General features: G+C 71.2%; 20 protein-coding genes and 5 tRNA genes. 17 read left to right on the top strand and 8 right to left on the bottom strand.

The genetic code is table 11. The features are described 5' to 3' along the window. The first annotated feature begins 10 nt into the window (after positions 1 to 10). The 6 genes from ACFVH5_RS21685 to ACFVH5_RS21660 all read left to right on the top strand — a co-directional run bounded on the left by ACFVH5_RS21685 (position 11) and on the right by ACFVH5_RS21660 (position 1,375). Complete coding sequence (locus tag ACFVH5_RS21685; protein ID WP_385835250.1) at positions 11 to 778, top strand: HAD family hydrolase; 768 nt, start codon at positions 11 to 13, stop codon at positions 776 to 778. 89 nt (positions 779 to 867) lie between these two features. Further along, positions 868 to 939: transfer RNA gene (locus ACFVH5_RS21680), tRNA-Gln, on the top strand. Between the two features lie 42 nt (positions 940 to 981). Beyond that, positions 982 to 1,054 (top strand) — tRNA-Glu (locus ACFVH5_RS21675). 62 nt (positions 1,055 to 1,116) lie between these two features. Continuing rightward, a tRNA-Glu gene (locus ACFVH5_RS21670) sits at positions 1,117 to 1,189 on the top strand. A gap of 21 nt (positions 1,190 to 1,210) precedes the next feature. Continuing rightward, positions 1,211 to 1,282 (top strand) — tRNA-Gln (locus tag ACFVH5_RS21665). A gap of 20 nt (positions 1,283 to 1,302) precedes the next feature. After that, a tRNA-Glu gene (locus ACFVH5_RS21660) sits at positions 1,303 to 1,375 on the top strand. 153 nt (positions 1,376 to 1,528) lie between these two features. Here the strand turns inward: ACFVH5_RS21660 and ndgR are convergent. Next, positions 1,529 to 2,245, bottom strand: coding sequence for an IclR family transcriptional regulator NdgR (gene ndgR, locus ACFVH5_RS21655; RefSeq protein WP_107021936.1), 717 nt, complete (start codon positions 2,243 to 2,245; stop codon positions 1,529 to 1,531). 190 nt (positions 2,246 to 2,435) lie between these two features. On the opposite strand from ndgR, the gene leuC reads away from it, so the two are divergent. From leuC to ACFVH5_RS21635, 4 genes are all read left to right on the top strand, one after another. Beyond that, on the top strand, positions 2,436 to 3,866 hold the full coding sequence (gene leuC, locus ACFVH5_RS21650) for a 3-isopropylmalate dehydratase large subunit (protein WP_384811539.1): 1,431 nt from the start codon (positions 2,436 to 2,438) through the stop codon (positions 3,864 to 3,866). Between the two features lie 5 nt (positions 3,867 to 3,871). After that, positions 3,872 to 4,465: a 3-isopropylmalate dehydratase small subunit gene (gene leuD, locus ACFVH5_RS21645; RefSeq protein ID WP_384811540.1), complete on the top strand. Its 594-nt coding sequence runs from the start codon at positions 3,872 to 3,874 to the stop codon at positions 4,463 to 4,465. Positions 4,466 to 4,731: 266 nt separating this feature from the next. After that, a complete protein-coding gene (locus ACFVH5_RS21640; RefSeq protein ID WP_385835249.1) occupies positions 4,732 to 4,941 on the top strand; it encodes a hypothetical protein in 210 nt (69 codons plus the stop codon). A gap of 159 nt (positions 4,942 to 5,100) precedes the next feature. Beyond that, the gene (locus ACFVH5_RS21635; RefSeq protein ID WP_267027429.1) at positions 5,101 to 5,784 is read left to right on the top strand and encodes an HU family DNA-binding protein; all 684 of its coding nucleotides are present in this window, start codon (positions 5,101 to 5,103) and stop codon (positions 5,782 to 5,784) included. Between the two features lie 84 nt (positions 5,785 to 5,868). On the opposite strand, the gene ACFVH5_RS21630 is transcribed toward ACFVH5_RS21635, so the two are convergent. Both ACFVH5_RS21630 and cofC read right to left on the bottom strand, forming a co-directional pair. Further along, positions 5,869 to 6,075, bottom strand: coding sequence for a hypothetical protein (locus ACFVH5_RS21630; RefSeq protein ID WP_385835248.1), 207 nt, complete (start codon positions 6,073 to 6,075; stop codon positions 5,869 to 5,871). Between the two features lie 192 nt (positions 6,076 to 6,267). Beyond that, positions 6,268 to 6,900: a 2-phospho-L-lactate guanylyltransferase gene (cofC, locus tag ACFVH5_RS21625; RefSeq protein ID WP_385835247.1), complete on the bottom strand. Its 633-nt coding sequence runs from the start codon at positions 6,898 to 6,900 to the stop codon at positions 6,268 to 6,270. A gap of 144 nt (positions 6,901 to 7,044) precedes the next feature. Between cofC and ACFVH5_RS21620 the strand changes: the two genes are divergently transcribed. Genes ACFVH5_RS21620 through ACFVH5_RS21610 form a run of 3 tightly spaced genes read left to right on the top strand, consistent with a single transcriptional unit; the run spans position 7,045 to position 10,155 of the window. Further along, the gene (locus tag ACFVH5_RS21620) at positions 7,045 to 7,923 is read left to right on the top strand and encodes a lysophospholipid acyltransferase family protein (RefSeq protein ID WP_385835246.1); all 879 of its coding nucleotides are present in this window, start codon (positions 7,045 to 7,047) and stop codon (positions 7,921 to 7,923) included. Continuing rightward, positions 7,920 to 8,939 carry an NAD(P)H-dependent glycerol-3-phosphate dehydrogenase gene (locus tag ACFVH5_RS21615; protein WP_385835245.1) on the top strand — a complete coding sequence of 340 codons (1,020 nt, stop codon included), beginning with the start codon at positions 7,920 to 7,922 and terminating at the stop codon, positions 8,937 to 8,939. Before ACFVH5_RS21620 ends, ACFVH5_RS21615 begins: the two co-directional genes overlap by 4 nt. 58 nt (positions 8,940 to 8,997) lie before the next feature. Then, entirely contained in the window at positions 8,998 to 10,155 is a 1,158-nt protein-coding gene (locus ACFVH5_RS21610; RefSeq protein WP_385835244.1) for a D-alanine--D-alanine ligase family protein, read from the top strand. 161 nt (positions 10,156 to 10,316) lie between these two features. Here the strand turns inward: ACFVH5_RS21610 and ACFVH5_RS21605 are convergent, their stop codons facing one another. Further along, on the bottom strand, positions 10,317 to 10,826 hold the full coding sequence (locus tag ACFVH5_RS21605; protein ID WP_385835243.1) for a DUF3515 domain-containing protein: 510 nt from the start codon (positions 10,824 to 10,826) through the stop codon (positions 10,317 to 10,319). A 20-nt stretch (positions 10,827 to 10,846) separates the two neighbouring features. Further along, complete coding sequence (locus tag ACFVH5_RS21600) at positions 10,847 to 11,080, bottom strand: Lrp/AsnC family transcriptional regulator (RefSeq protein ID WP_210889534.1); 234 nt, start codon at positions 11,078 to 11,080, stop codon at positions 10,847 to 10,849. Between the two features lie 282 nt (positions 11,081 to 11,362). On the opposite strand from ACFVH5_RS21600, the gene ACFVH5_RS21595 reads away from it, so the two are divergent. Continuing rightward, positions 11,363 to 12,328 (top strand): thiamine-phosphate kinase, encoded by a 966-nt coding sequence (locus ACFVH5_RS21595; RefSeq protein WP_190850100.1) that lies wholly within the window; start codon positions 11,363 to 11,365, stop codon positions 12,326 to 12,328. Beyond that, positions 12,325 to 13,179 carry a bifunctional hydroxymethylpyrimidine kinase/phosphomethylpyrimidine kinase gene (thiD, locus tag ACFVH5_RS21590; protein WP_385835242.1) on the top strand — a complete coding sequence of 285 codons (855 nt, stop codon included), beginning with the start codon at positions 12,325 to 12,327 and terminating at the stop codon, positions 13,177 to 13,179. The genes ACFVH5_RS21595 and thiD overlap by 4 nt, the downstream gene beginning before the upstream one ends. 136 nt (positions 13,180 to 13,315) lie before the next feature. Here the strand turns inward: thiD and rpmB are convergent, their stop codons facing one another. Next, complete coding sequence (gene rpmB / locus ACFVH5_RS21585; RefSeq protein ID WP_107021922.1) at positions 13,316 to 13,501, bottom strand: 50S ribosomal protein L28; 186 nt, start codon at positions 13,499 to 13,501, stop codon at positions 13,316 to 13,318. 274 nt (positions 13,502 to 13,775) lie between these two features. Between rpmB and ACFVH5_RS21580 the strand changes: the two genes are divergently transcribed. Next, on the top strand, positions 13,776 to 15,557 hold the full coding sequence (locus tag ACFVH5_RS21580; protein WP_385835241.1) for a DAK2 domain-containing protein: 1,782 nt from the start codon (positions 13,776 to 13,778) through the stop codon (positions 15,555 to 15,557). Positions 15,558 to 16,006: 449 nt separating this feature from the next. On the opposite strand, the gene ACFVH5_RS21575 is transcribed toward ACFVH5_RS21580, so the two are convergent. Both ACFVH5_RS21575 and ACFVH5_RS21570 read right to left on the bottom strand, forming a co-directional pair. Beyond that, a complete protein-coding gene (locus ACFVH5_RS21575) occupies positions 16,007 to 19,054 on the bottom strand; it encodes a tetratricopeptide repeat protein (RefSeq protein ID WP_385835240.1) in 3,048 nt (1,015 codons plus the stop codon). Further along, the gene (locus tag ACFVH5_RS21570) at positions 19,051 to 20,889 is read right to left on the bottom strand and encodes an HSP90 family protein (protein WP_385835239.1); all 1,839 of its coding nucleotides are present in this window, start codon (positions 20,887 to 20,889) and stop codon (positions 19,051 to 19,053) included. The genes ACFVH5_RS21575 and ACFVH5_RS21570 overlap by 4 nt, the downstream gene beginning before the upstream one ends. A 163-nt stretch (positions 20,890 to 21,052) precedes the next feature. Here ACFVH5_RS21570 and recG point away from each other — a divergent pair, with 163 nt between their 5' ends. Continuing rightward, on the top strand, positions 21,053 to 23,263 hold the full coding sequence (recG, locus tag ACFVH5_RS21565) for an ATP-dependent DNA helicase RecG (RefSeq protein WP_384811569.1): 2,211 nt from the start codon (positions 21,053 to 21,055) through the stop codon (positions 23,261 to 23,263). Positions 23,264 to 23,370 lie beyond the last annotated feature (107 nt).

Genomic DNA, 23,370 nt, shown 5'->3' with positions numbered 1-23,370 from the left:
CCGTCGGACCATGACGATCCGAGCCGTGCTGTGGGACGTGGACGACACCCTCTTCGACTACACCACGGCCGACCGGGCCGGTATGCGCGGGCACTTGACCGCCGAGGGGCTGCTCGTCGGATTCGCTTCCGTGGAGCAGGCCCTGGACCGCTGGCGCGAGCTCACCGACGAGCAGTGGGCGCGGTTCGCGGCGGGCGAGGTGGACTGGGAGGGCGGGCGCCGGGACCGGGTGCGGGCGTTCCTGGACCGGCCGCTGACCGACGCGGAGGCGGAGGACTGGTTCGGCCGTTATCTCGGTCACTACGAGGGGGCCTGGGCGCTGTTCCCGGACGTCCTGCCCGTCCTCGACCTCCTGGCGGGCAGCCACCGTCACGCGGTGCTCTCCAACTCCAGCCTGCGTGTCCAGGACCACAAACTGCGCGTCCTCGGCGTACGGGACCGCTTCGAATCGGTGCTGTGCGCGGCCGAACTCGGCGTCTCCAAACCCGCGGCCGAGGCCTTCCACACGGCCTGCGAGGCCCTGGACCTGCCCCCGCACCAGGTCGCGTACGTCGGGGACCATCCGGAGATCGACGGGCGGGGCGCGGCCGACGCCGGCCTGTTCTCCGTCTGGATCGACCGCACGGGCATGAGCGCGGTCGCACCCCCCGCTCCGGACGCCGCACCGGGCCCGCCCGCGGATCGGCTCTCCCACCCGCGGCGGATCGTCTCGCTGGCCGAACTCCCCGCGATCCTCCGGCCCGATACCCGTTTTGGAGCGCCGTCCACCTTCAGGTAATGTTCTTCCTGCGCCGCCGGAGTGCGGGCCGAAAGGCCGGAGACCGGAGGCGCAAGCTAAAACAAAATCCCCATGGGGTTGAGTTTCAGTGGCCTATGGTGTAATTGGCAGCACGACGGTTTCTGGTTCCGTTAGTCTAGGTTCGAGTCCTGGTAGGCCAGCTCGCAGAGCTTATCTGCACAAGCAGAGACCAGCTCTGCAAGGCCCCCGTTGTGTAGCGGCCTAGCACGCCGCCCTCTCAAGGCGGTAGCGCCGGTTCGAATCCGGTCGGGGGTACAGATCCTTCCCAGGGGGTCAGTCCGGGTCGCACCCGCTGACTCTCATGCAGGATCGCTAGGGCCCCCGTTGTGTAGCGGCCTAGCACGCTGCCCTCTCACGGCAGTAGCGCCGGTTCGAATCCGGTCGGGGGTACGGAGTGGTCTAGACCACTATTGGGCTATGGTGTAATTGGCAACACGACGGTTTCTGGTTCCGTTGTTCTAGGTTCGAGTCCTGGTAGCCCAGCTGGATCACTTGTGATCCTCGCCCCCGTTGTGTAGCGGCCTAGCACGCTGCCCTCTCACGGCAGTAGCGCCGGTTCGAATCCGGTCGGGGGTACATACAGAGGAAGCCCTCCCCACCCGGGGAGGGCTTCTTTCGTGCTGCGTGCCCTGAGGGCATCGGACGAGGACAACAGGTGAGGGCGTCAACCCTGGCCGTTCGCTGCGGCGTTGAAGCGATCGGCCGGGGGAGTGGTCGACAGGGTGGGACTCAGCTGGTGCGGCGCAGTGCCTCGGACAGACGCGCGGCCGCGTCGATGATCGCCTGGGCGTGCATCCGGCCCGGGTGGCGCGTCAGCCGCTCGATCGGGCCCGACACCGACACGGCGGCGACCACGCGGTTCGAGGGCCCGCGCACCGGCGCGGAGACGGACGCGACGCCCGGCTCCCGCTCGCCGATCGACTGGGCCCAGCCCCGGCGCCGTACGCCCGACAGGGCCGTCGCCGTGAAGCGGGCGCCCTGGAGGCCGCGGTGCAGACGCTCCGGCTCCTCCCAGGCCATCAGGATCTGGGCCGAGGAACCGGCTTTCATCGTGAGGGTCGAGCCGACCGGGACCGTGTCCCGCAGGCCCGACAGTCGCTCGGCCGCGGCGACGCAGATACGCATGTCGCCCTGGCGGCGGTAGAGCTGCGCGCTCTCGCCCGTGATGTCGCGCAGATGCGTGAGCACCGGGCCCGCCGTCGCGAGGAGGCGGTCCTCGCCCGCGGCGGCGGCCAGCTCGGCCAGCCGGGGGCCGAGAATGAAACGGCCCTGCATGTCGCGTGCCACCATCCGGTGGTGTTCAAGTGCCACGGCGAGGCGATGTGCCGTGGGCCGTGCCAGTCCGGTCGCCGCGACCAGTCCCGCGAGGGTGGCCGGACCGGACTCCAGTGCGCTCAGGACAAGGGCTGCCTTGTCCAGAACGCCGACGCCGCTACTGTTGTCCATGAAACGATACTCGCGTCTCACTCTGTGAAACGCAAGTTCAATTTTCGGTGGAACGCGCCACCCTGATACGTACACGGCCCGTGGACCGACGGGCCTGGCGGAAGACGTCCGGTACGGGGGGTACGGGCGCCCGCCGCCTCGGAAATCTCTAGTTGGGCCGGCGCCACACAGGCCGGCCGGAGGGAAAGCGATGGGTAGGACACTCGCGGAGAAGGTCTGGGACGACCACGTCGTCCGGCGCGCGGAGGGCGAGCCCGACCTTCTCTTCATCGATCTGCACCTGCTGCACGAGGTGACCAGCCCCCAGGCCTTCGACGGCCTCCGTCAGGCGGGGCGCCCCGTGCGCCGGCTCGACCTCACCATCGCCACCGAGGACCACAACACCCCCACCCTCGACATCGACAAGCCCATCGCGGACCCGGTCTCCCGGGCCCAGCTGGAGACGCTGCGCAAGAACTGCGCCGACTTCGGCGTGCGCCTGCACTCGCTGGGCGACGTCGAGCAGGGTGTCGTCCACGTCGTCGGCCCGCAGCTGGGCCTGACCCAGCCCGGTACCACGGTCGTGTGCGGTGACTCCCACACCTCCACCCACGGCGCGTTCGGCGCGCTGGCGTTCGGCATCGGCACCTCCCAGGTCGAGCACGTGCTGGCCACCCAGACGCTGCCGCTGGCCCGCCCCAAGACCATGGCCATCACGGTCGACGGCGACCTGCCCGAGGACGTCACGGCCAAGGACCTGATCCTGGCGATCATCACCAAGATCGGTACGGGCGGCGGCCAGGGCTACATCCTGGAGTACCGCGGCTCCGCCATCGAGAAACTCTCGATGGAGGCCCGCATGACCATCTGCAACATGTCGATCGAGGCCGGCGCCCGCGCGGGCATGATCGCCCCCGACGAGACCACCTTCGCGTACATCGAGGGCCGCGCCCACGCCCCCGAGGGCGAGGACTGGGACGCCGCCGTCGCGTACTGGAAGACCCTGAAGTCGGACGACGACGCCGAATTCGACGCGGAGGTCGTCATCGACGCCGCCTCCCTCGCGCCGTTCGTCACCTGGGGCACCAACCCCGGCCAGGGAGCACCGCTTTCGGCCGCCGTCCCCGATCCTGCTTCGTACGAAGACGCTTCGGAGCGGTACGCCGCCGAAAAGGCCCTGGAGTACATGGGGTTGACCGCCGGACAGCCGCTGCGGGACATCAAGGTCGACACCGTCTTCGTAGGTTCGTGCACCAACGGCCGCATCGAGGACCTGCGCGCCGCCGCGGAGATCGTGGGAGGCCGCAAAGTCGCCGACGGCGTACGCATGCTGGTCGTCCCCGGCTCCGCGCGCGTCGGTCTGCAGGCCGTCTCCGAGGGCCTCGACCTGGTCTTCAAGGAGGCCGGCGCCGAATGGCGGCACGCGGGCTGCTCGATGTGTCTGGGCATGAACCCCGACCAGCTGGCCCCCGGTGAGCGCTCCGCGTCCACCTCCAACCGCAACTTCGAGGGCAGGCAGGGCAAGGGCGGCCGTACGCACCTGGTGTCGCCGCAGGTCGCCGCCGCCACGGCCGTACTGGGCCATCTGGCGTCCCCCGCCGACCTGTCCGACGCCGACGTCCGCACGCCCGCTGGAGTCTGAGAGCCATGGAAGCATTCACCAAGCACACCGGCCGGGCGGTCCCGCTGCGCCGCAGCAACGTGGACACCGACCAGATCATCCCCGCCCACTGGCTCAAGAAGGTGACCAGGGACGGCTTCGAGGACGGGCTCTTCGAGGCCTGGCGCAAGGACTCGTCCTTCATCCTCAACCGGCCCGAGCGCGCGGGCGCCACGGTCCTGGTCGCGGGCCCCGACTTCGGTACGGGATCCTCGCGCGAGCACGCCGTCTGGGCCCTGCAGAACTACGGCTTCAAGACGGTGATCTCGTCGCGCTTCGCGGACATCTTCCGCGGCAACTCTCTGAAGAACGGCCTGCTCACAGTGGTTCTGGAGCAGAAGATCGTGGACGCGCTCTGGGAGCTCACCGAGAAGGACCCCGAGGCCGAGATCACGGTCGACCTGGAGGCCCGTGAGGTGCGCGCCGAGGGCATCACGGCCGCCTTCGAGCTCGACGAGAACGCCCGCTGGCGGCTGCTGAACGGGCTGGACGACATCTCCATCACCCTCCAGAACGAGGCGGACATCTCCACCTACGAGGCCAAGCGGCCCTCCTACAAGCCGCGGACCGTTCAGGTCTGACCGGAACGGGACCCGCACGGCTGATTCCAGCCAGGCAACAGGCCTCTGTACCCCCAATCGTGGACGGTTGGGGGTACATCTGTGTCTGCCTCCGGAAGGGGTGTTCCGGCCTTTGTGATTGGCCTCAACTACCCTTGTTTCAAGGGGCCTTGTTGGGGTAGCCGAACCCCGGCAGGGGCTGGTGGGCAGGTGCGCGGAAGGTCCTCGGGAGGCGGTAGTTACCCCCTGCGCAGGCGACAACTCGCCCCAGATGGCACAATCTGTGCATGGAACACGACGGCCAACTCGACCTCTATGCGGCAGTCGCGTCCCAACTCAAGGAAGCGCACACATCGGTGCGCGCACTGCAAGTCCCGGAGGGCGTACGGATGGCGCTGACCCGGAAGCTGCTGGTCATTACGGCCGTGGCCAAACACGATCTCGCCGATGCGACAAGGCGTCTGGAGCGGTTCACGACGGACCTCGACGAGGGCTGAATCCCCGAAGAGGAACGCTGAGGAACTTGGGCAGCGCCCCAGTTCGTTGCGGCACAAGGGTGATTAGCCCGTTTCGTGTTTGATTTGCGGTATATATCTGCCTAACGTGCGAAAAAGCTTGAACACTTTCGTTCTGGCAATGTCTCCGAAGGGGAAGACGTGAACAAGGCGCAGCTCGTAGAAGCGATTGCCGACAAGGTCGGCGGGCGTCAGCAGGCCGCTGACGCGGTCGACGCCGTACTGGACGCCGTGGTGCGTGCAGTTGTCGGCGGGGACCGGGTCTCGGTCACCGGCTTCGGTTCCTTCGAGAAGGTGGACCGTCCGGCCCGTTACGCCCGCAACCCGCAGACCGGAGAGCGGGTTCGGGTCAAGAAGACCTCCGTGCCCCGCTTCCGTGCGGGCCAGGGCTTCAAGGACCTGGTGAGCGGCTCGAAGAAGCTCCCCAAGAACGACGTGGCGGTCAAGAAGGCCCCCAAGGGCAGCCTGAGCGGTGGCGCTTCCGCCACGGTCAAGAAGGCCGCGGCCAAGAAGGCCACCACCGCCAGGAAGGCGACGGGGGCCGCGAAGAAGACCACGGCCGCGGCGACGACCCGGAAGGCGACCGCGGCGAAGAAGACCACGTCCGCGGCTGCGAAGAAGACCACCGCCACGGCCAAGAAGGCGACCGCCAAGAAGACGTCGGCGACCGCGAAGAAGACCTCGGCGGCGGCCAAGAAGACCACCGCGAAGAAGGCGGCGGCGAAGAAGGCCCCCGCGAAGAAGGCCGCGGCCAAGAAGGCGCCGGCCAAGAAGTCGGCGGCCCGTACGACCACCACCGCCAAGAAGGCCACCGCCCGCAGGTAGACAGGGGCGCAGGGCATAAACGCGCCGGGCCGGGCTCCCACGGGGGAGCCCGGCCCGCGGCGTTCGCGGATGCTTCGGGTTGCCTCAGAAGGTCTGCAGGGTCACCAGGGTGATGCGGCGGTTGTCCTCGCCCTCGCCCTCGACCTCGATCCGTACGCGCTGGCCCGGACGGAGCAGTCTCAGGCCGCCCTTGTCGAAGGCCGGGGCGTCGAAGGGGACGGGGGTGCCGTCGTCCAGCAACACCTGGCCCGTGCGGGTCTCTGGGTCGTATGTGTACGCGGTCGCCTGCATGGGGGAAGCGTATGCGGTTCCCCTGCCGGGGAGGGGTGGGGTGTCCGGGGTTGGTGGGTGCCTGCGGGCCGGTGGGGGCTGGGCGCGCAGTTCCCCGCGCCCCTTTGGGAGCGGCGCTGGGGGCTGGTCGCGCTCCGCGGTGGAGCCGCGAAATGTCACAGCCCCGCGCCCCTATTGGGGCTCGGTCGGGGCTCAGGCTGCTTTGAGGTGTTGGGCGGCCGCTGTCGTGCGGGGGCCTGTGCCCAGTGTCAATGCCGCTCGGAGGTCCGCGCCCGTGTCCACGTCCTGGCGTACGGAATCCACCGCGGTCAGGAGGAGTTCCGCGGCGCCCGAGGCGCGATGGCGCGCGCGGGAATCCGTTCCGAAAGCGGGAAGCAATTCGTGGCCCGGTGACGCGGCCAGGAGAGTGGTGCCGATTCCGGCGGCGTCCGCGAGGAAAGCCCGGGGGAATTCGGCGGCGGCCGTGAGCACCCGGGCCAATTCGAGAGGCCGCAGAGCGGGCAGATCCGCGTTCATGGCGGCCAGCGGTGTGTGCGGGTTCGTGATGCGTACGACCGCCTCCGCGTGCCGCAGCGCGGCGTTCAGGCCGCCCCCGGGCTCGTCCGGGACGATCCGGGCACCCAGGGCGGCCAGCTCGCGTCCGGCCAGCGCGTCACCCGTGACTACGGCCACATCCGCGACTTCCGGGCAGGCCAGCGCCGCGGCCACCGTGTCCTGTGCGAAGGCGAGGGCGAGCCCGGGACGCAGACCGTCGGCCGCGGTGTCCGAGAGCCTGCTCTTCGCCCGCGCAAGGGCTTTGAGGGGTACGACCATGATCCATTGCACGAGCGTCTCGTCCCTCCCTTGTCCCGCCCATTGTCCCCCGGGCACCGGAGTGGGGCCGAGACCGGGGCGTACGGTGTTCTCGACAGACCGGCGGCCTGGGGTGACACTTGTGCGGCCCCCAAGGCCCAAGAGGAAGGTGTTCGCGTGTCCCGCCGCAGAATCGGCTTCTGGTACCGCTTCTCAGCGGTCCTCGTCAAACCGCCGCTGGTGGTTCTGATCAAGCGGGACTGGCGTGGAATGGAGAACATTCCTGCCGATGGCGGATTTATCACCGCGGTGAACCACAATTCTCACGCCGATCCGTTCGCGTACGGGCACTTTCAGTACAACACCGGCCGCGTTCCGCGTTTCCTCGCCAAGAGCGGGCTTTTCAAGAGCGGATTCGTGGGAGCGGCCATGCGGGGCACCGGGCAGATCCCGGTGTACCGCGAGAGTTCCGACGCGCTCAGCGCCTACCGGGCCGCGATCGACGCCGTGGAGCGCGGGGAGTGCGTCGCCTTCTATCCCGAGGCCACCCTCACCCGTGACCCCGACCTGTGGCCGATGACCGGCAAGACGGGTGCCGCGCGGGTCGCGCTGCAGACCAGGTGCCCGGTGATCCCGGTGGCCCAGTGGGGCGCCAACCACCTTCTGGCCCCGTACGCGAAGAAGCCCGATCTCTTCCCGCGCAAGACGCACCACGTGCTCGCCGGCCCGCCCGTGGACCTCTCGCGGTTCTACGACAAGGAGATGACCCCCGACCTCCTGAAGGAGGCGACCGAGGTCATCATGGCCGCGATCACCGCGCAGCTGGAGCTGATCCGCGGGGAGAAGGCGCCGGCCACGCGGTACGACCCGCGCCTGGTGCGTATCGAGCAGCGGCGCAGGACGCGCGAACAGGACGAGCAGGAAGCGCACGACGAGCACGACGAGCTGAACGCGCGCCGGGGACCGGCCGCGCAGGAGAAGCAGGAGAAGACCGTGCGGGAAACAGGCGCGCGGGACACGACCGAGGCAGAGCACGAAAAGGGGCACGGCAAGTGACGACATCCGGCAGGCCCGTCAAGGCGACCGTCTTCGGGACCGGATCGTGGGGCACCGCCTTCGGGATGGTGCTCGCCGACGCGGGCTGCGACGTGACGCTGTGGGGACGGCGGACCGAACTCGCCGAAGCGGTCAACTCCACCCGCACGAACCCCGACTACCTGCCGGGCATCGAACTCCCGGAGAACCTGCGGGCCACCACGGACGCCGCCGAGGCCGCCCGCGGCGCCGACTTCACGGTGCTCGCCGTGCCCTCGCAGACACTGCGCGAGAACCTGGCCGAATGGGCGCCGCTGCTCGCGCCCGGCACGGTCCTCGTCTCCCTCATGAAGGGTGTCGAACTCGGCTCCGCGATGCGGATGAGCGAGGTGATCGAGGACGTCGCGAAGGTCGGCGCCGACCGGATCGCCGTGGTCACCGGGCCCAACCTGGCCCGGGAGATCGCCGCCCGGATGCCGGCCGCCGCCGTGGTCGCGTGCAGCGACGAAGGGGTGGCCCAGCGGCTCCAGGCCGCCTGCCACACGCCGTACTTCCGGCCCTACACCAACACCGACGTGGTGGGCTGCGAGCTCGGGGGCGCGGTCAAGAACGTCATCGGCCTCGCCGTCGGCATCGCGGACGGCATGGGCCTGGGCGACAACGCCAAGGGGTCCCTCATCACACGGGGGTTGGCGGAGACGACCCGGCTCGGACTGAGGATGGGCGCCGACCCGCTGACGTTCGCCGGACTCGCGGGCCTGGGCGACCTCGTGGCGACCTGTTCCTCGCCGCTCTCGCGCAACCACACCTTCGGTACGAACCTCGGCAAGGGCATGACCCTCCAGGAGACCATCGCGGTCACCAAGCAGACCGCCGAGGGCGTCAAGTCCTGTGAGTCCGTACTGGACTTGGCGCGCCGGCACGGAGTCGACATGCCCATCACGGAGACCGTCGTCGAGATCGTCCACGAGGGCAAGCCGCCGGTCGTCGCCGTCAAGGAACTGATGTCTCGCAGCGCCAAGCCGGAACGGCACTGAGCGACCCCGCCACCGGCCGCTGACTCAGGGTCCTGCCACCGGGTACTCTCAACCCGATATGAGCACCGAGAACCTTCCCCAGAGCCCTGAGCAGCCGCCTCGCAAGCCGCGCGTGGCCGTCGTCTTCGGCGGGCGCAGCTCCGAACACGGGATCTCCATGGTCACCGCCGGAGCCGTCCTGCGGGCCGTCGACCGGACCAAGTACGACGTCCTGCCGATCGGAATCACCAGGGAAGGCCGCTGGGTGCTCACGGCCGACGACCCGGAGCGCATGACGATCAGCGAGCGTCGTACGCCCGACGTCGCGGAACTCGCCGAGTCGAGCGAGGGCGGCGTGATCCTGCCCCTCGACCCCGCCGACCGCGAAGTGGTCTACAGCGAGCCGGGTTCGGTGCCCAAGGCGCTCGGCGAGGTCGACGTCGTCTTCCCGATGCTGCACGGCCCGTACGGCGAGGACGGCACCCTTCAGGGTCTGCTGGAGCTCTCCGGTGTCCCCTACGTCGGCTCGGGCGTGCTCGCCTCGGCCGTCGGCCAGGACAAGGAGTACATGAAGCGGGTGTTCACCTCCTTCGGGCTGCCGGTCGGCCCGTACGTGGTGATCCGGCCCCGTGAGTGGGAGCAGGACGAGTCGGCGGCCCGCAAGAAGATCATCGACTTCGCGGGGGAGCACGGCTGGCCGCTCTTCGTGAAGCCCGCGCGCGCGGGCTCGTCGATCGGCATCACCAAGGTCGAGGACCTGTCCGGCCTCGACGAGGCGATCGCGGCGGCCCAGCACCACGACCCGAAGATCCTCGTGGAGGCGCTGCTGCGCGGTCGCGAGATCGAGTGCGGGGTCCTGGAGTTCGAGGACGGGCCCCGGGCGTCCGTACCGGCCGAGATCCCTCCGGTGCAGTCGCACGCGTACTACGACTTCGATGCGAAGTACATCGACTCGACGCCCGGCATCGTGCCGGCCCCGCTGACTCCCGAGCAGACCGCCGAGATCCGCCGCCTGGCCGTCGAGGCCTTCGAGGCCGCGTCCTGCGAGGGCCTGGTCCGCGCGGACTTCTTCCTCACGGAGGACGGCGAGTTCGTGATCAACGAGATCAACACGATGCCCGGCTTCACGCCGATCTCCATGTACCCCAAGATGTGGGAAGCGACAGGAGTCCCGTACCCGGAACTGGTGGACCGCCTGATCCAGGCGGCCCTACGCAGGTCGACGGGCCTGCGATAAGGCTTTTGGCTTTGCTTTCAGGGGCGCGGGTGCCGGCTTCGCTCCTTCGGGCGGGGCAGGGCCGGGCCTTTGCTTTTAGGGGCGCGGGGAACTGCGCAACGCCAACTACGACGTACCCGCACCCGACAACGCACCGGCGGAGAACGAACCGGCCGTGGCCATCAATCCGCAATCCCCAAAGGGATCGACTTCTTGATGGCCCCGGCCAGATCGACGAGAACAGAAGACGTGTCCCGCCCCGACGGCACCGTCACCTCGACGTACACGCGCCGCTGAGCGGAGGTGAAGCGGGTCACTCCACCGTCCCGCTCCTCCATCAGCCACCCCACCCCGTTCACGCCACCCCCGATCGCATCGGGATCACTCCCGTCGGCCACCTTGGGGTCGACCATCTTCGCGGGCCGCGACACCCCGCAGCGCAGTATGATCGCCGGGCTTCCCCAGCCCGCGGTCAGCGCTGACCGGGGCTCGGGATCCTCCCGATCGAGGCCGTCCACCTTCCGTGGCAACGACTTGTCCAGGTTCCGGCACAGCTCGGCGGCCTTCGCACCCGGACTGGGAACCGCGACCGGGGCGTTGTCGTCTGCTGAGGAGCAGCCTGTGGCAGCGATCAGCAGAACGAGGGCGGGGAGCCCGACCAAAGAAGCACGCCGGTGACGGAAGAAGTCCACCGGCCCAGCGTAGACGGGGGCTACAGGTGCACGACCGGGCAGGTCAGGGTGCGGGTGATGCCGTCCACTTGCTGGACTCTGGCGACCACCATGCGGCCGAGCTCGTCCACGGTGTCGGCCTGGGCCCGCACGATCACGTCGTACGGCCCGGTCACGTCCTCGGCCTGGATCACCCCCGGAATCTTGCTGATCGTCTCGGCGACGGTCGACGCTTTGCCGACCTCCGTCTGGATCAGGATGTACGCCTGTACCACGGAACCTCCAGGGCGGCCACGAGGATCATGTGGGGAAAAGGAACGCCACGGTATCGCGTCGCCGCACGCCACGGGGAGACCCGCGGGGGCGGGGGCTTACGCGCCAGGGTGCACGGACGGCACAGGTTGACGGTTGTTCCGACGGTACCGAGGTACGGGACGGCCCGCGACCGGACGCACGCTGGACGCGAACGAGCGCATACAGAGCAGACGCAGTCACGCAGGAACAGAAGCAGACAGGGCTACTCGCCTCATGGGCACGAAGGGAACAGGTGAGACTCGGTGAAGGGAACCGTGGGCGAGTTGGGGGAGTTCGGGCTCATCAAGGAGCTCACCTCCCGGCTCACCACCACCCCGGCGGTACGCGTCGGGCCGGGTGACGACGCGGCCGTGGTGGCCGCCCCCGACCGCAGGGTCGTGGCGAGCACCGACATCCTCCTGGAGGGGCGCCACTTCCGGCGCGACTGGTCCACGGCGTACGACGTCGGGCGCAAGGCCGCTGCGCAGAACCTCGCGGACATCGCCGCCATGGGCGCGGTGCCGACCGCACTGCTGCTCGGCCTGGTCGTCCCGGCCGAACTGCCCGCCACCTGGCCCTCCGAGCTGATGGACGGCCTGCGCGACGAGTGCCAGGTCGCGGGGGCGGCGGTGGTCGGCGGAGACGTCGTACGCGGCGACACGATCACCGTGGCGATCACCGCGCTCGGCGATCTGCGCAACCACGAGCCGGTGACCCGGGCCGGTGCCCGGCCCGGTGACGTGGTGGCCGTGACGGGCTGGCTGGGCTGGTCCGCGGCCGGGCACGCCGTGCTCTCGCGCGGTTTCCGTTCGCCGCGCGCCTTCGTCGAGGCCCACCGGCGCCCGGAACCGCCGTACCACGCGGGCCCCGCGGCGGCCGGGCTCGGCGCGACCTCCATGACGGACGTCAGCGACGGGCTGATCGCCGACCTCGGGCACATCGCCGAGGCCAGCAAGGTCCGCATCGACATCCGCTCCGGTGCCGTCGACATCCCCACGCAGATGAACGACATCGGTCAGGCCGTCGGCGTCGACCCGATCCAGTGGGTGCTCACCGGCGGCGAGGACCACGCGATCGTCGCGACCTTCCCGGCGGACGTGAAACTGCCCGCACGCTGGAAGGTGATCGGCGAGGTCCTCAACCCGTCGGCGCTGCCCCAGGTCACGGTCGACGGGGCGCCCTGGACCAGCAAGGGCGGCTGGGACCACTTCGGGGACATCGAGTCATGAGCACCCCGCCGAGTGCCCCTTCCCGCATCGCGCCGAGTGCCGCTCCCCGCACCCCGCCGCGTGTGCTGACGGTCGCGGGTTCCGACTCCGGTGGCGGGGCCGGGATCCAGGCCGACCTGAAGACCATGCTCGCGCTCGGCGTGCACGGCATGAGCGTGCTCACCGCCGTCACCGCGCAGAACTCCCTCGGCGTGCAGGGCGCCTGGGAACTGCCGGTGGAGGCGGTGCGGGCCCAGTACCGCAGCGTGGTCGACGACATCGGCGTCCAGGCGGTCAAGACCGGCATGCTCTCCTCCGCCGAACTCGTCGAGGCCGTCGCCGAGTTGATCGGCGGCACCGACGCGCCGGCCGTCGTCGACCCGGTCGGCGTCTCCAAGCACGGCGACTCCCTGCTGGCCTCGTCCGCCCTGGACTCCGTACGCACGAAGCTGCTTCCGGTGGCCACGGTGGCGACACCGAACCTCGACGAGGTGGCCCAGCTCACAGGGGTGACGGTCGAGTCGGAGGACGGGATACGGCGGGCGGCGGAGGCCGTGCTGTCGTACGGGCCCGGCTGGGCGCTGATCAAGGGCGGCCATCTGAGCGGGGACGCGGTGGACTTCCTCACCGACGGCTCCGACGAGCTGTGGCTGCGCGCGCCCCGGTTCGACAACCGGCACACCCACGGCACGGGGTGCACGCTCGCGAGCGCGATCGCCTCGGAGCTGGCGAAGGGGCTGTCGGTGCCGGACGCGGTGGTGGCGGCGAAGGAGTACGTCACCGGGGCGATCGCGGCCGGATTCGCGCTCGGGGCAGGGATCGGCCCGGTCGATCACGGCTGGCGGTTCACCTCGGTGACCGCGAGCGACTGAGAGCCGCTGAGGGCGACCGGGCAGCCGGGGCGCCCGCCACATCGCCGAGCGGCCCGTGAACAGCAGAAAGCCGGTCCTCCGTGAGGGGGACCGGCTTTGAGCGGTGGACCAGCAGTGGCTGCGCGCTGTGCAGATGTCAGCGCGAGACCTTGCCGGCCTTGATGCACGAGGTGCAAGCGTTGACGCGCTTCGGCGTCCCGCTGACCACGGTACGGACGCGCTGGATGTTCGGGTTCCAGCGACGGGACGTACGGCGGTGCGAGTGCGAGATGCTGTTGCCGAAGCTCGGCCCCTTGCCACAGACGTCGCAGTTGGCAGCCACGGGTCACTCCAAAGACTTCAGATGCTCTTACGGTGGATCCCGGCATGCCGGGATCAGGATCGTAGGATCTGAGTGGCGCTGCCAGGGGGAAGGCCCGATGAGATCGGGCAACCGGAGCAGCATACAACGACTGCGTCCGTACAACGAAACTACCATGTCCCGTGCGGGGTCTCTCCCGGCCCTCTTCCGGCCGGCACCCCACCTGGGTCTACGCTGCGTCGGACGTTCGGCCGCTCGGTCCGGCCGCTCAGACCGGCTGCTCAAGGAGGCGCAGGTGCCGCAGGTGCCGCAGACATTGGACGCATCCGCGGTACGCGCCTGGAGCGGACTCGCGCTGGAGGCCCTCGGCCGTGCGCGCGAGGAGATCGACGCGATCAATGTCTATCCCGTCGCCGACGGGGACACCGGCACCAACCTCTATCTGACCGTCGAGTCGGCCGCCGCGGCGGTCGAGGCGGTCTTCGCGGCGCACGCGGCGATGTCCGTCGTCGGCACCGCACCCGGGGGACCGTCGTCCGAGGGACCGGTGTCCGACGTGCCTGTGTCCGACGGGCGGCCGGTCTCCCATGGGCCGCTGATCGAGCCGCCCACACTCGCGGACGCGGTACGGGCCATGGCGCACGGCGCGCTCATCGGGGCCCGGGGCAACTCGGGGACGATCCTCGCGCAGCTCCTGCGGGGCATGGCCCAGGTGCTCGCCGCGGACACGGGCACCGAGCGGACCGACGGGCCGGGCCTGCGGCTCGCCCTGCGGCACGCGGCCGACGCGGCCAGACAGGCCGTCGCGCACCCGGTCGAGGGCACGGTCCTCACGGTCGCCACGGCCGCCGCCGACGCCGCCTCGGGCGCCGAGGGGGACTGCGCGGTGGTCGCGCGGGCCGCGTACGAGGGCGCGCGGGCCGCGCTCGCGGCGACCCCCGGACAGCTCGCCGTCCTGGAACGGGCCGGAGTGGTCGACGCGGGCGGACGGGGACTGGTGGCCGTGCTGGGGGCGCTGGTGGAGACGTTCACCGGAGCGGCCCCCGCCGTGGAAGCGATCCCGGTACTCGCGTCCCACGCGCGCGTGCAGGCCGACACGGGGGAGTGTGCCGACGGCGGTCCCGGTACCGCACCCGTCGAGGACGAGAGCGGCCCGGCCTTCGAGGTGATCTACCTCCTGGAGGCGGACGACACGGCCGTCGCGCGCCTCCGGGACCGGCTCGACGGGCTCGGGGACTCGCTCGTCGTGGTCGGCGGGGACGGACTGTGGAACGTGCACGTCCACGTCGACGACGCGGGCGCGGCCGTGGAGGCGGGCGTCGAGGCCGGCCGGCCGTACCGCATCCGGATCACGCACTTCGGTCCCGCCGACGCGCACACCACGGGCTCGACGGTCCGGCCGCTCCGGGAGAGGGCACAGCGCGCGGTCGTGGCCGTCGTCCCCGGGGAGGGCCTCGCGCGGCTCTACGCCGACGCCGGGGCCACCACCGTCCTCGCGCGCCCCGGGGAGCCCCCGGCCAGCGGAGAACTCGTGGACGCGGTACGGCGGGCCCACGCGCTGGAGGTCGTCCTGCTGCCGAACGACGCCGAGCTGCGCCACACGGCCGCCGCGGCGGCGGAGCAGGCCCGCACCGAGGGCGTACGGGTCGCGCTGATCCCCACACGCTCCGCGGTGCAGGGGATCGCCGCGCTCGCCGTGCACGAGCCCGAGCGGCGCTTCGACGAGGACGTGGTCGCGATGACCTCGGCGGCGGGCGCGACCCGGTACGCCGAGGTGGAGGTCGCGGAACGCCAGTCCTGGACCATGGCCGGCATCTGCCAGGCCGGCGACGTCCTCGGCCTCATCGACGGCGACGTGGCCGTGATCGGCTCCGACGTCACGGCCACCGCCGAGTCGGTCCTCAACCGCATGCTCTCGGCGGGCGGCGAAATGGTCACCCTGGTCCTGGGCGACGAGGCCCCCGCAACGATCGCCGACCACCTGGAAGCAAGGGTCCGCGAGTCCTACCTGGCGGTGGACACGGTGGTGTACCGGGGCGGCCACCAGGGAGCCCTGCTACTGATCGGCGTGGAGTAGCCGCCCCCTGAACCCCGCAAGAGGCGCGGGGAGCTGCGCGACCGGCCACGATGCTCCCGCACCACCCGCATCCCGGACTCCTGTCAGGTGCGGGTCCGGTGGGGGTCGGCCGCGCAGTTCCCCGCGCCCCTTCAGGGCGAAACCTGGACGCAGCCCCCGCTTCTCAGGGACGGGGGGAACGGCGCGAGCGGCCTCGACGCTCTCGCGCCCACCGAACCTCGGACTTGTGTCGGGTGCGGGTCCGGTGGGGGTCGGCCGCGCAGTTCCCCGCGCCCCTTACGGGGCGAGACCTGGACGCAGCCCCTGCTTCTCAGGGGCGCGGGGAACGGCGCGAGCGGCCCCCACCGGGCCCGCACCCACCCCACGACCCCTCCGGGGCGAAGCCCCGTCCCAGGGGCGCGGGGAACTGCGCGACCAGCCACAGCGGACCCGCACCCGGTACCCGACCCTCAGCCCCCTCCCGCAGCCCGCAACAACCGCTCCGCCTCAGCAACCCGGGCCACCACGACCTCGTCGGAGTCGGAGCCGGCGTGGGCGTAGGCGTCGAGGACCGCTCGGGCCCGCCCGACAGCCTCGCCCGGCCGCTCAAGATCCGCCTCGATCCACCCCGCCGCGAGCAACGCCCCCGTCCAGTCATGGACCGCGTCCTCACCGAGCGAGAGAAACCCCGACACGGCCAACGTGAAATGCCCCAGCGCCTCCTCGAACACGGCACGAATCGCGTCGTCCGCCGCGTCCTCGGGCACGGACCGGGCGACCAGATCCCCGAACTGCCGATGTGTATGCGCGAGTTCGGCGACGAGCGACGCACGGGCAGCGTCCCCGTCACTGTCCCCGTTCCCGTCTCCGGAAAGGGACACGGACGCGGCCATACCCGCCTCGCACGCCAGGACCGCCCGCCCCATCAACTCCCGCGCCCCATCGGCCCCCGCACCTTCAGACACCTCGGAGTCCCCGGAGCCCCCGCCGTCCTGCCCGCGCACAGCGAGCCATGCACGGGCCCGCAGCGACCGGACCAGCCCGTGGACGTTCCCGAGGGTCGCCCACAGATCACCGGCGCGCTCGTAGGCCAGCTCCGCCTCGGCAAGCAGCCCCGCGTGCCCGAGCGCCTCCGCGGCGAGGTGCGCGAGCGTCGCGTGGTCCTGCTGCTCGGGCCACCGCCGGGCGATGTCGGCCGCCCGGAGCCAGTGCTCGGCCGCCTCGCGGTGCTCGCCCAGCTCGGTGAGACAGTCGCCGAGCCACCACCGCGTCTGCACGATCGCCTCGTCGCCGTGCGTGTCCGCGCTCAGTTCCGCCAGCGCCGACTCCAGGATCTCCGCGGCCTCCGCCCACCGCTCCCGGCGCAGCAGGAAGCCGCCCAGCTGATGCCGGGCCCAGGCGCCCAGCGTGGCGCTCTCACCGCCCTCGTCGGCCCAGTGCGACGCCTCCAGGGCGTGGTCCGCCGCGGGCCCGAACCGCCCCGTGGCGCCGAGTATCTCGGCCAGCTGGAGATGCAGTTGGGCCTGCCCGACCGCCTCCATGAAGGGCGCCCCGTGCTCCAGCGCCGCCCTGGCCGCCCGCTCGGCCGCCTCGGCGTCGCCCAGCTGGCGCGCGAGCCCGGTCAGCCGGGCCTCGTACTCCACCGCGAACCACGGCACCCCGGCCGCGACGAACGCCTCCGAGGCCCGGGTGAGCAGCTCCGCGGCCTTCTCCGCGTCTCCGGAGAGCGCGGCGAGCTCCCCGAGCATCGCCTGCGCCTCCGCGGCCCGTGAGGCGACGAGGAGGTCGTCCCCGGTGCCCGGCCCGGCGAGGGCCAGCAACTCCCGTGCGGCGCTCCTGGCGGCGGCCGAAGCCTTCGATCCGCCGCCCGGGCCACCGTTCAGCCCGTTCGCCGCAGCCGCCTCGTGCACCCGCTGAAGCAGAATCCGGGCCCGCCCGACCAGCACGGAAGCGGCCTGCGGGAGCCCGGTCGCACCCTCCGCGTAGAGCGTGAGCACCAGCTCGTACGGTTCCGAGACCGCGGCCAGTGCCTCCTCGCTCCGGCCGGACAGGGCCAGCGCGTACGCTCCACGCGCGCGTGCCGCCAGCGCCTCGCCCGGGTCGCCCGCGTCCTCGTACAACTCGGCGGCGTGGGCGAACAGTTCCACGCCCTCCGGGCCGAGCCCCATCGCCTCGTGGTCGGTCATCTCCGCCCGGTCGCGAGGAGTCAGCTCCTGGTCCCCGACGGCCTCAGCGGCTCCGACGGCCTCGGCGACCGCCGCCCATGCCGCGACGGACTCCGGATGCAGTGACGCGGAGAGCCGCCGGGCCTCGGCGAGCAGCGCGGGCAGCTCCGGCTCCGCGTCGGCGCCGGGAGCGGGCGCCGACCGTACGGGAGCGGTGGCGACGCCGGTCCGCGCCGACGCCCGCACCCCCAGCGGCAGGCGTTCCACCAGCGGTTGCCGGTCCATGCGCCGGCGGATCCGCTCGCTCACCCGCGTCGTGCCGTTGCGCGCGTCGAAGCGCCCGGCCAGGGAAAGGGCCTCCACGCGCGCGTGGGCGGCGAGTTCGCCCGCCGTCCAGGTGCGTCCCGCCGGACCCGGCACGGTCCGGGTGCCGAGCCCCAGAGAGGTCAGGCGGTCCGCCAGCAGGGCGACCACGGCCAGGAAGTCCATGCGGCTGCGCGGCTCCCCGCTGTCCGTGAAGTAGGAGGGCCGCTCCGCGAGCAGTTCCAGGGCGCGTGCCTCGTTGCCGCTCAGCACGCAGAACTCCACATGGTCCGCGTACGCGCCGCGCATGCTCTCCATGGGGCGCACCAGCCGGAAACCGCGCAAGTGGTGGGCACGTGCCTCATCCGTACGGCCGAGGCGCAGCAGGGGCAGCAGCGAGGACGCGAGGACGGCGTGCGGTTCGTGGGCGCAGGTGTACTCGCCCTCCAGGACCGGCCGCCACAGCTCAAGGGCCTCGGCGTCCGCGCCCCGCTCGGCCCGCCAGCCGCCCTGGTCGTGCAGTTCGCAGGCGTGGCAGTCGGCCATCCGGTCCCGGTCCGCGGCGAGCCACGCCGTGTACGCGCGCTCCGCCCGCCCCAGGTCCCCGACCTCCCGGGCCACGGTGAACTCGGCGGCGCGCACGGCCCGTTCGGAGTGCCCGGCGAGCCGGTAGCGGTGCTCCATCTCGCCGAGCCACTTCTCGATGGAGGCGAGCGGTATGTGCGGCTGGCCGAGCATCCCCGAGGACACCCACTTGAAGACCCAGTGCAGGGAGTGGATCTCGTACGCGTCGAAGTCCTCGGGCCGTTCGTCCCACATGCGCAGCAGACGCGCGAAGGGGACGAACATCCGGTCCTTCTCGGAGCTGTAGTTGTAGACCTTCAGCTGGTGGCCGAGCGCCTCGACCACGGCGAGCGGGATGTTCAGCTTCTCGGCCTCGGTGAGCAGCTGCTCCGCGCGCGCGTTGCGGGCGGGGCCCTCCGGCTGCTCGTAGTTGTCCTGCATCGCCCGGCGCAGCGCGTCGAAGTCCCTGTCCATGGGCTCGCTCATCGGTGGCCCTCCTCCGGGGGGTCGTGGTGGGTGGCCCACTCCAGGAGGCCCATGAACGCGCGGTTCAGCAGCGCCGAGTCCGCGGGCCGCAGCGGACGCTGGGCCATCAGCAGTGCCTGTCCGTAGAGCGACTCCGTGGCCGTGCCGATCAGCTCCCGGTCGTCGAGCGAACTGATCCGCCGGATCAGCGGGTTGAGGTGGTTGAGCACCAGCCGCGCGCGTGGGGCGGTGCCGCGCAGCGAGCCGAGGATGCCCGCCCACAGGTCGTCGGCCTGTTCCTCGGCGTCCGCGCGGGCCTGCTCGTGGCGGGCCGCCCGGTCGTCCAGGTGCAGGGCCGGCACGGAGAGCGGATGGAAGGCCCGTAGGACGACATCGCATCCCAGGGGGGCGAGTTTCGCCCGCGCGGCCCCCAGGAAGGCCGACAGGGCCAGCTCGACGGCCGGGTCGACCGCGTCCAGGTGGGCGGTCACCGTGTCGGCGTCCAGCTCCGCGACGACCGTTCCCGGGCGCACGGAGGGCAGGGCCTCGACCAGTTCGGTGTCGTACGTGTAGCCGCCGTTGACGACCCCGACGCCCTGCGCGGACGCGATCTGCGCGACCTGCCGGTACTCCTCCACGGTCCGCGTGAAGTGCACCACCGGATGCCGCTGCGCGAACTCCTCCAGGGACAGCCGTCCGTCGGTGGTCTCGAACGGCAGCCACGGCAGCATCGTGCGCAGCATCTCGCCGTCGTGCCGTGCCAGCGACTTCACCCCCAGGTGGTGCACGGACAGGAAGGCGGCGAGCCGTTCCGGATCGCCGGCCGCGAGCCCCGTCAGCCAGGCCCGGATCCGCTCGCCCAGCGCCTCCCGTACGCCCGCCAGGGTCTCGTCCTCGTACAGCGCCTCCCGTGACGCGGTGGGCCGCAGGCTGTCCGTGTCCAGGACGCAGCGCACGAAGAACGCCCAGTCGGGCAGCAGCTGTTCGGCGCGCTCGGTGAGCAGCATGCCCTTCAGGTGGACGCGATGCCCGGCGCGCCGGGCGGGGCTGACCGCGGACGGCAGCACGTACGCGACCCCGCGGATCCCGGCCAGCGGCACGTTCAGTTCGATCGAGTCCAGCGGGGTGAACCCGAACAGGTCGTGGCAGTGCCGGGCCAGGGCGACCCGCCGGGCGGCCGGACCGGGGTACGAGCGGTCCCAGGGCGCCGGCAGATCCGTCACGGCCTCGTCGCCCACCCGGACGTCGTACGGCAGCAGTGAACCGAAGTCCCTGGCCAGCGACAGCACCCGCTCCCCGGCCAGCCAGTCGGCGGCGCCCGGACGGGCCTCCAGATACACGGTGGTGCCCGGTTCGGCGCGGGCCTCGGGCGGCAGCGTACGGACCCGGTACGAGCCGTCGTCCGTGGCCGTCCACGCCACGGGCGGTGCGTCGGGCGTACGCGCGCTGCGGCTGACCACCCGGATGCGCTCGGCGACCACGAAACAGGCGAGCAGGCCGATGCCGAACTGGCCGAGGAATTCGGAACGGGCCGACTCCAGGCCGTCCGCCCGCTTGGAACTGCGGCCGATGGTCGCCAGGAGGCTGTGCACGTCCTCCTCGGTGAGGCCGATCCCGGAGTCCTCCACGCGCAGGGTGCCGTCCTCGGCGAACAGCCGCACCAGGGCGGGCGCGTGCGGCTGCTCGGCCCGCCGGGCGGTGATCGCGTCCACGGCGTTCTGCAGCAGTTCGCGCAGATAGACCTTGGGACTGGAGTAGAGGTGGTGGGAGAGAAGGTCCACGAGGCCGCGCAGGTCGACCTGGAACGTATGAGGTGACTGGGATGCCTGAGACGGCTGTGAGCTCTGGAAGTCCATCGTCGCTGCGCCGGTGGGGGGACGTGCGACGGCGCGGGGTCGGGCGGTCCCGTGACGAGGCGACCGCGAACAGTGCCGGAGCGCGACATCCTAGGCCCGGAACGAGCCGTCTGACCAGGGGATTTCCAGTACGTATACGGCATTGTCAGTGGGGTGGTGTGCAATGGATCTCGTGCCCGCGCTCGAAGAACCACTGAAGAAGGTGCTCGGACCCGCCACCGCGAAGGTGATGGCCGAGCATCTCGGCCTGCACACCGTCGGCGACCTGCTGCACCACTACCCGCGCAGATACGAGGAGCGCGGGCAGCTCACGCACCTCGCCGACCTGCCCATGGACGAGCACGTGACGGTGGTCGCCCAGGTCGCCGACGCCCGCCTGCTCACGTTCGCCTCGGCCAAGGCACCCCGCGGCAAGGGCCAGCGCCTCGAAGTGACCATCACGGACGGCAGCGGCCGGCTCAAGCTGGTCTTCTTCGGCAACGGCGTGCACAAGCCCCACAAGGACCTCCTGCCCGGCACCCGCGCGCTGTTCTCCGGCAAGGTCTCCGTCTTCAACAGCCGCCTCCAGCTGGCCCATCCGGCGTACGAGCTGCTGCGCGGGGAGGACGCGGACGAGACCGTGGACACCTGGGCCGGAGCGCTGATCCCGCTCTACCCCGCCACCGCCAAACTGGAGTCCTGGAAGATCGCCAAGGCCGTGCAGACGGTCCTGCCGAGCGCCCAGGAGGCCGTCGACCCGCTGCCCGGACCGCTTCAGGAGGGCCGGGGCCTGGTCTCCCTGCCCGAGGCCCTGCTGAAGATCCACCGCCCGCACACCAAGGCGGACATCGAGGACGCCCGCGCCCGCCTGAAGTGGGACGAGGCCTTCGTCCTCCAGGTGGCCCTGGCCCGCCGCCGCCACGCGGACTCCCAACTGCCCGCGGTGGCGAGGAAACCCAAGCAGGACGGCCTGCTGACCGCCTTCGACGCGAAGCTCCCCTTCACCCTCACGGAAGGCCAGCAGAAGGTCTCCAAGGAGATCTTCGACGACCTGGCCACGGAACACCCGATGCACCGGCTGCTCCAGGGGGAGGTGGGTTCCGGGAAGACGATGGTGGCCCTGCGCGCCATGCTCGCCGTCGTCGACGCGGGCGGCCAGGCCGCGATGCTCGCCCCCACCGAGGTGCTCGCCCAGCAGCACCACCGGTCGATCACCGAGATGATGGGGGAACTGGCCGAGGGCGGCATGCTCGGCGGGGCCGAGGACTCCACGAAGGTGGTGCTGCTCACCGGCTCCATGGGCGCGGCCGGCCGCCGCAAGGCGCTCCTCGACCTGGTCACCGGCGAGGCGGGTCTCGTCATCGGCACGCACGCGCTGATCGAGGACAAGGTGCAGTTCCACGACCTGGGCCTGGTCGTCGTGGACGAACAGCACCGGTTCGGCGTGGAGCAGCGCGACGCCCTGCGCGGCAAGGGCAAACAGCCCCCGCACCTGCTGGTGATGACCGCCACGCCCATCCCGCGCACGGTCGCCATGACCGTCTTCGGCGACCTGGACACCTCGGTCCTCGACCAGCTCCCCGCCGGACGCTCGCCCATCGCCAGCCATGTCGTCCCGGCCGCGGACAAGCCCCATTTCCTCTCGCGCGCGTGGGAGCGCGTGCGGGAGGAGGTGTCGAACGGCCATCAGGCGTACGTGGTCTGTCCCCGCATCGGCGACGAGGACGACGACCCGAAGAAGGCGAAGAAGAAGGCGTCGCCCGAGGACGACGCCGAGAAGAGGCCACCCCTCGCCGTCCTCGAAGTCGCCGACCAGCTCGCCAGGGGCCCGCTCCAGGGACTCAAGGTCGAGGTGCTGCACGGCCGGATGCCTCCGGACGACAAGGACGCCGTGATGCGGCGCTTCGCCGCCGGGGAGACCCACGTCCTCGTCGCCACGACGGTGATCGAGGTCGGGGTGAACGTGCCGAACGCGACCGCGATGGTGATCATGGACGCCGACCGGTTCGGTGTCTCCCAGCTCCACCAGTTGCGCGGCCGGGTCGGCCGTGGGTCCGCCGCGGGCCTGTGCCTGCTCGTCACCGAGATGCCGGAGGCGAGCCCGGCCCGCCAGCGGCTGAACTCGGTGGCGTCCACGCTCGACGGCTTCGAACTCTCCCGCATCGACCTCGAACAGCGGCGCGAGGGCGATGTTTTGGGCCAGGCGCAGTCCGGGGCCCGTACGTCGCTGCGGATGCTCGCGGTCATCGACGACGAGGAGATCATCGCCGAGGCCCGCGAGGAGGCGACGGCGGTGGTCGCCGCGGATCCGGACCTCGACGGTCTCCCCGGGCTGCGGACGGCTCTCCAGGCGCTGCTGGACGAGGAGAGAGAGCAGTACCTGGACAAAGGCTGAGAGCGGCCTTCCCCCGGGGGCCGCGCCCCCGGACCCCCGCATCGGCCTGAACGGCCTCGTCCTCAAACGCCGGACGGGCTGGAAGAAGAAAGGCGGGGGCGCAGCCC

Source organism: Streptomyces sp. NPDC127119, assembly GCF_042677425.1.
GTDB lineage: Bacteria > Actinomycetota > Actinomycetes > Streptomycetales > Streptomycetaceae > Streptomyces.
Note: the sequence above shows the minus strand (reverse complement) of the source record. Positions and strands in the feature narration are given on the sequence as shown.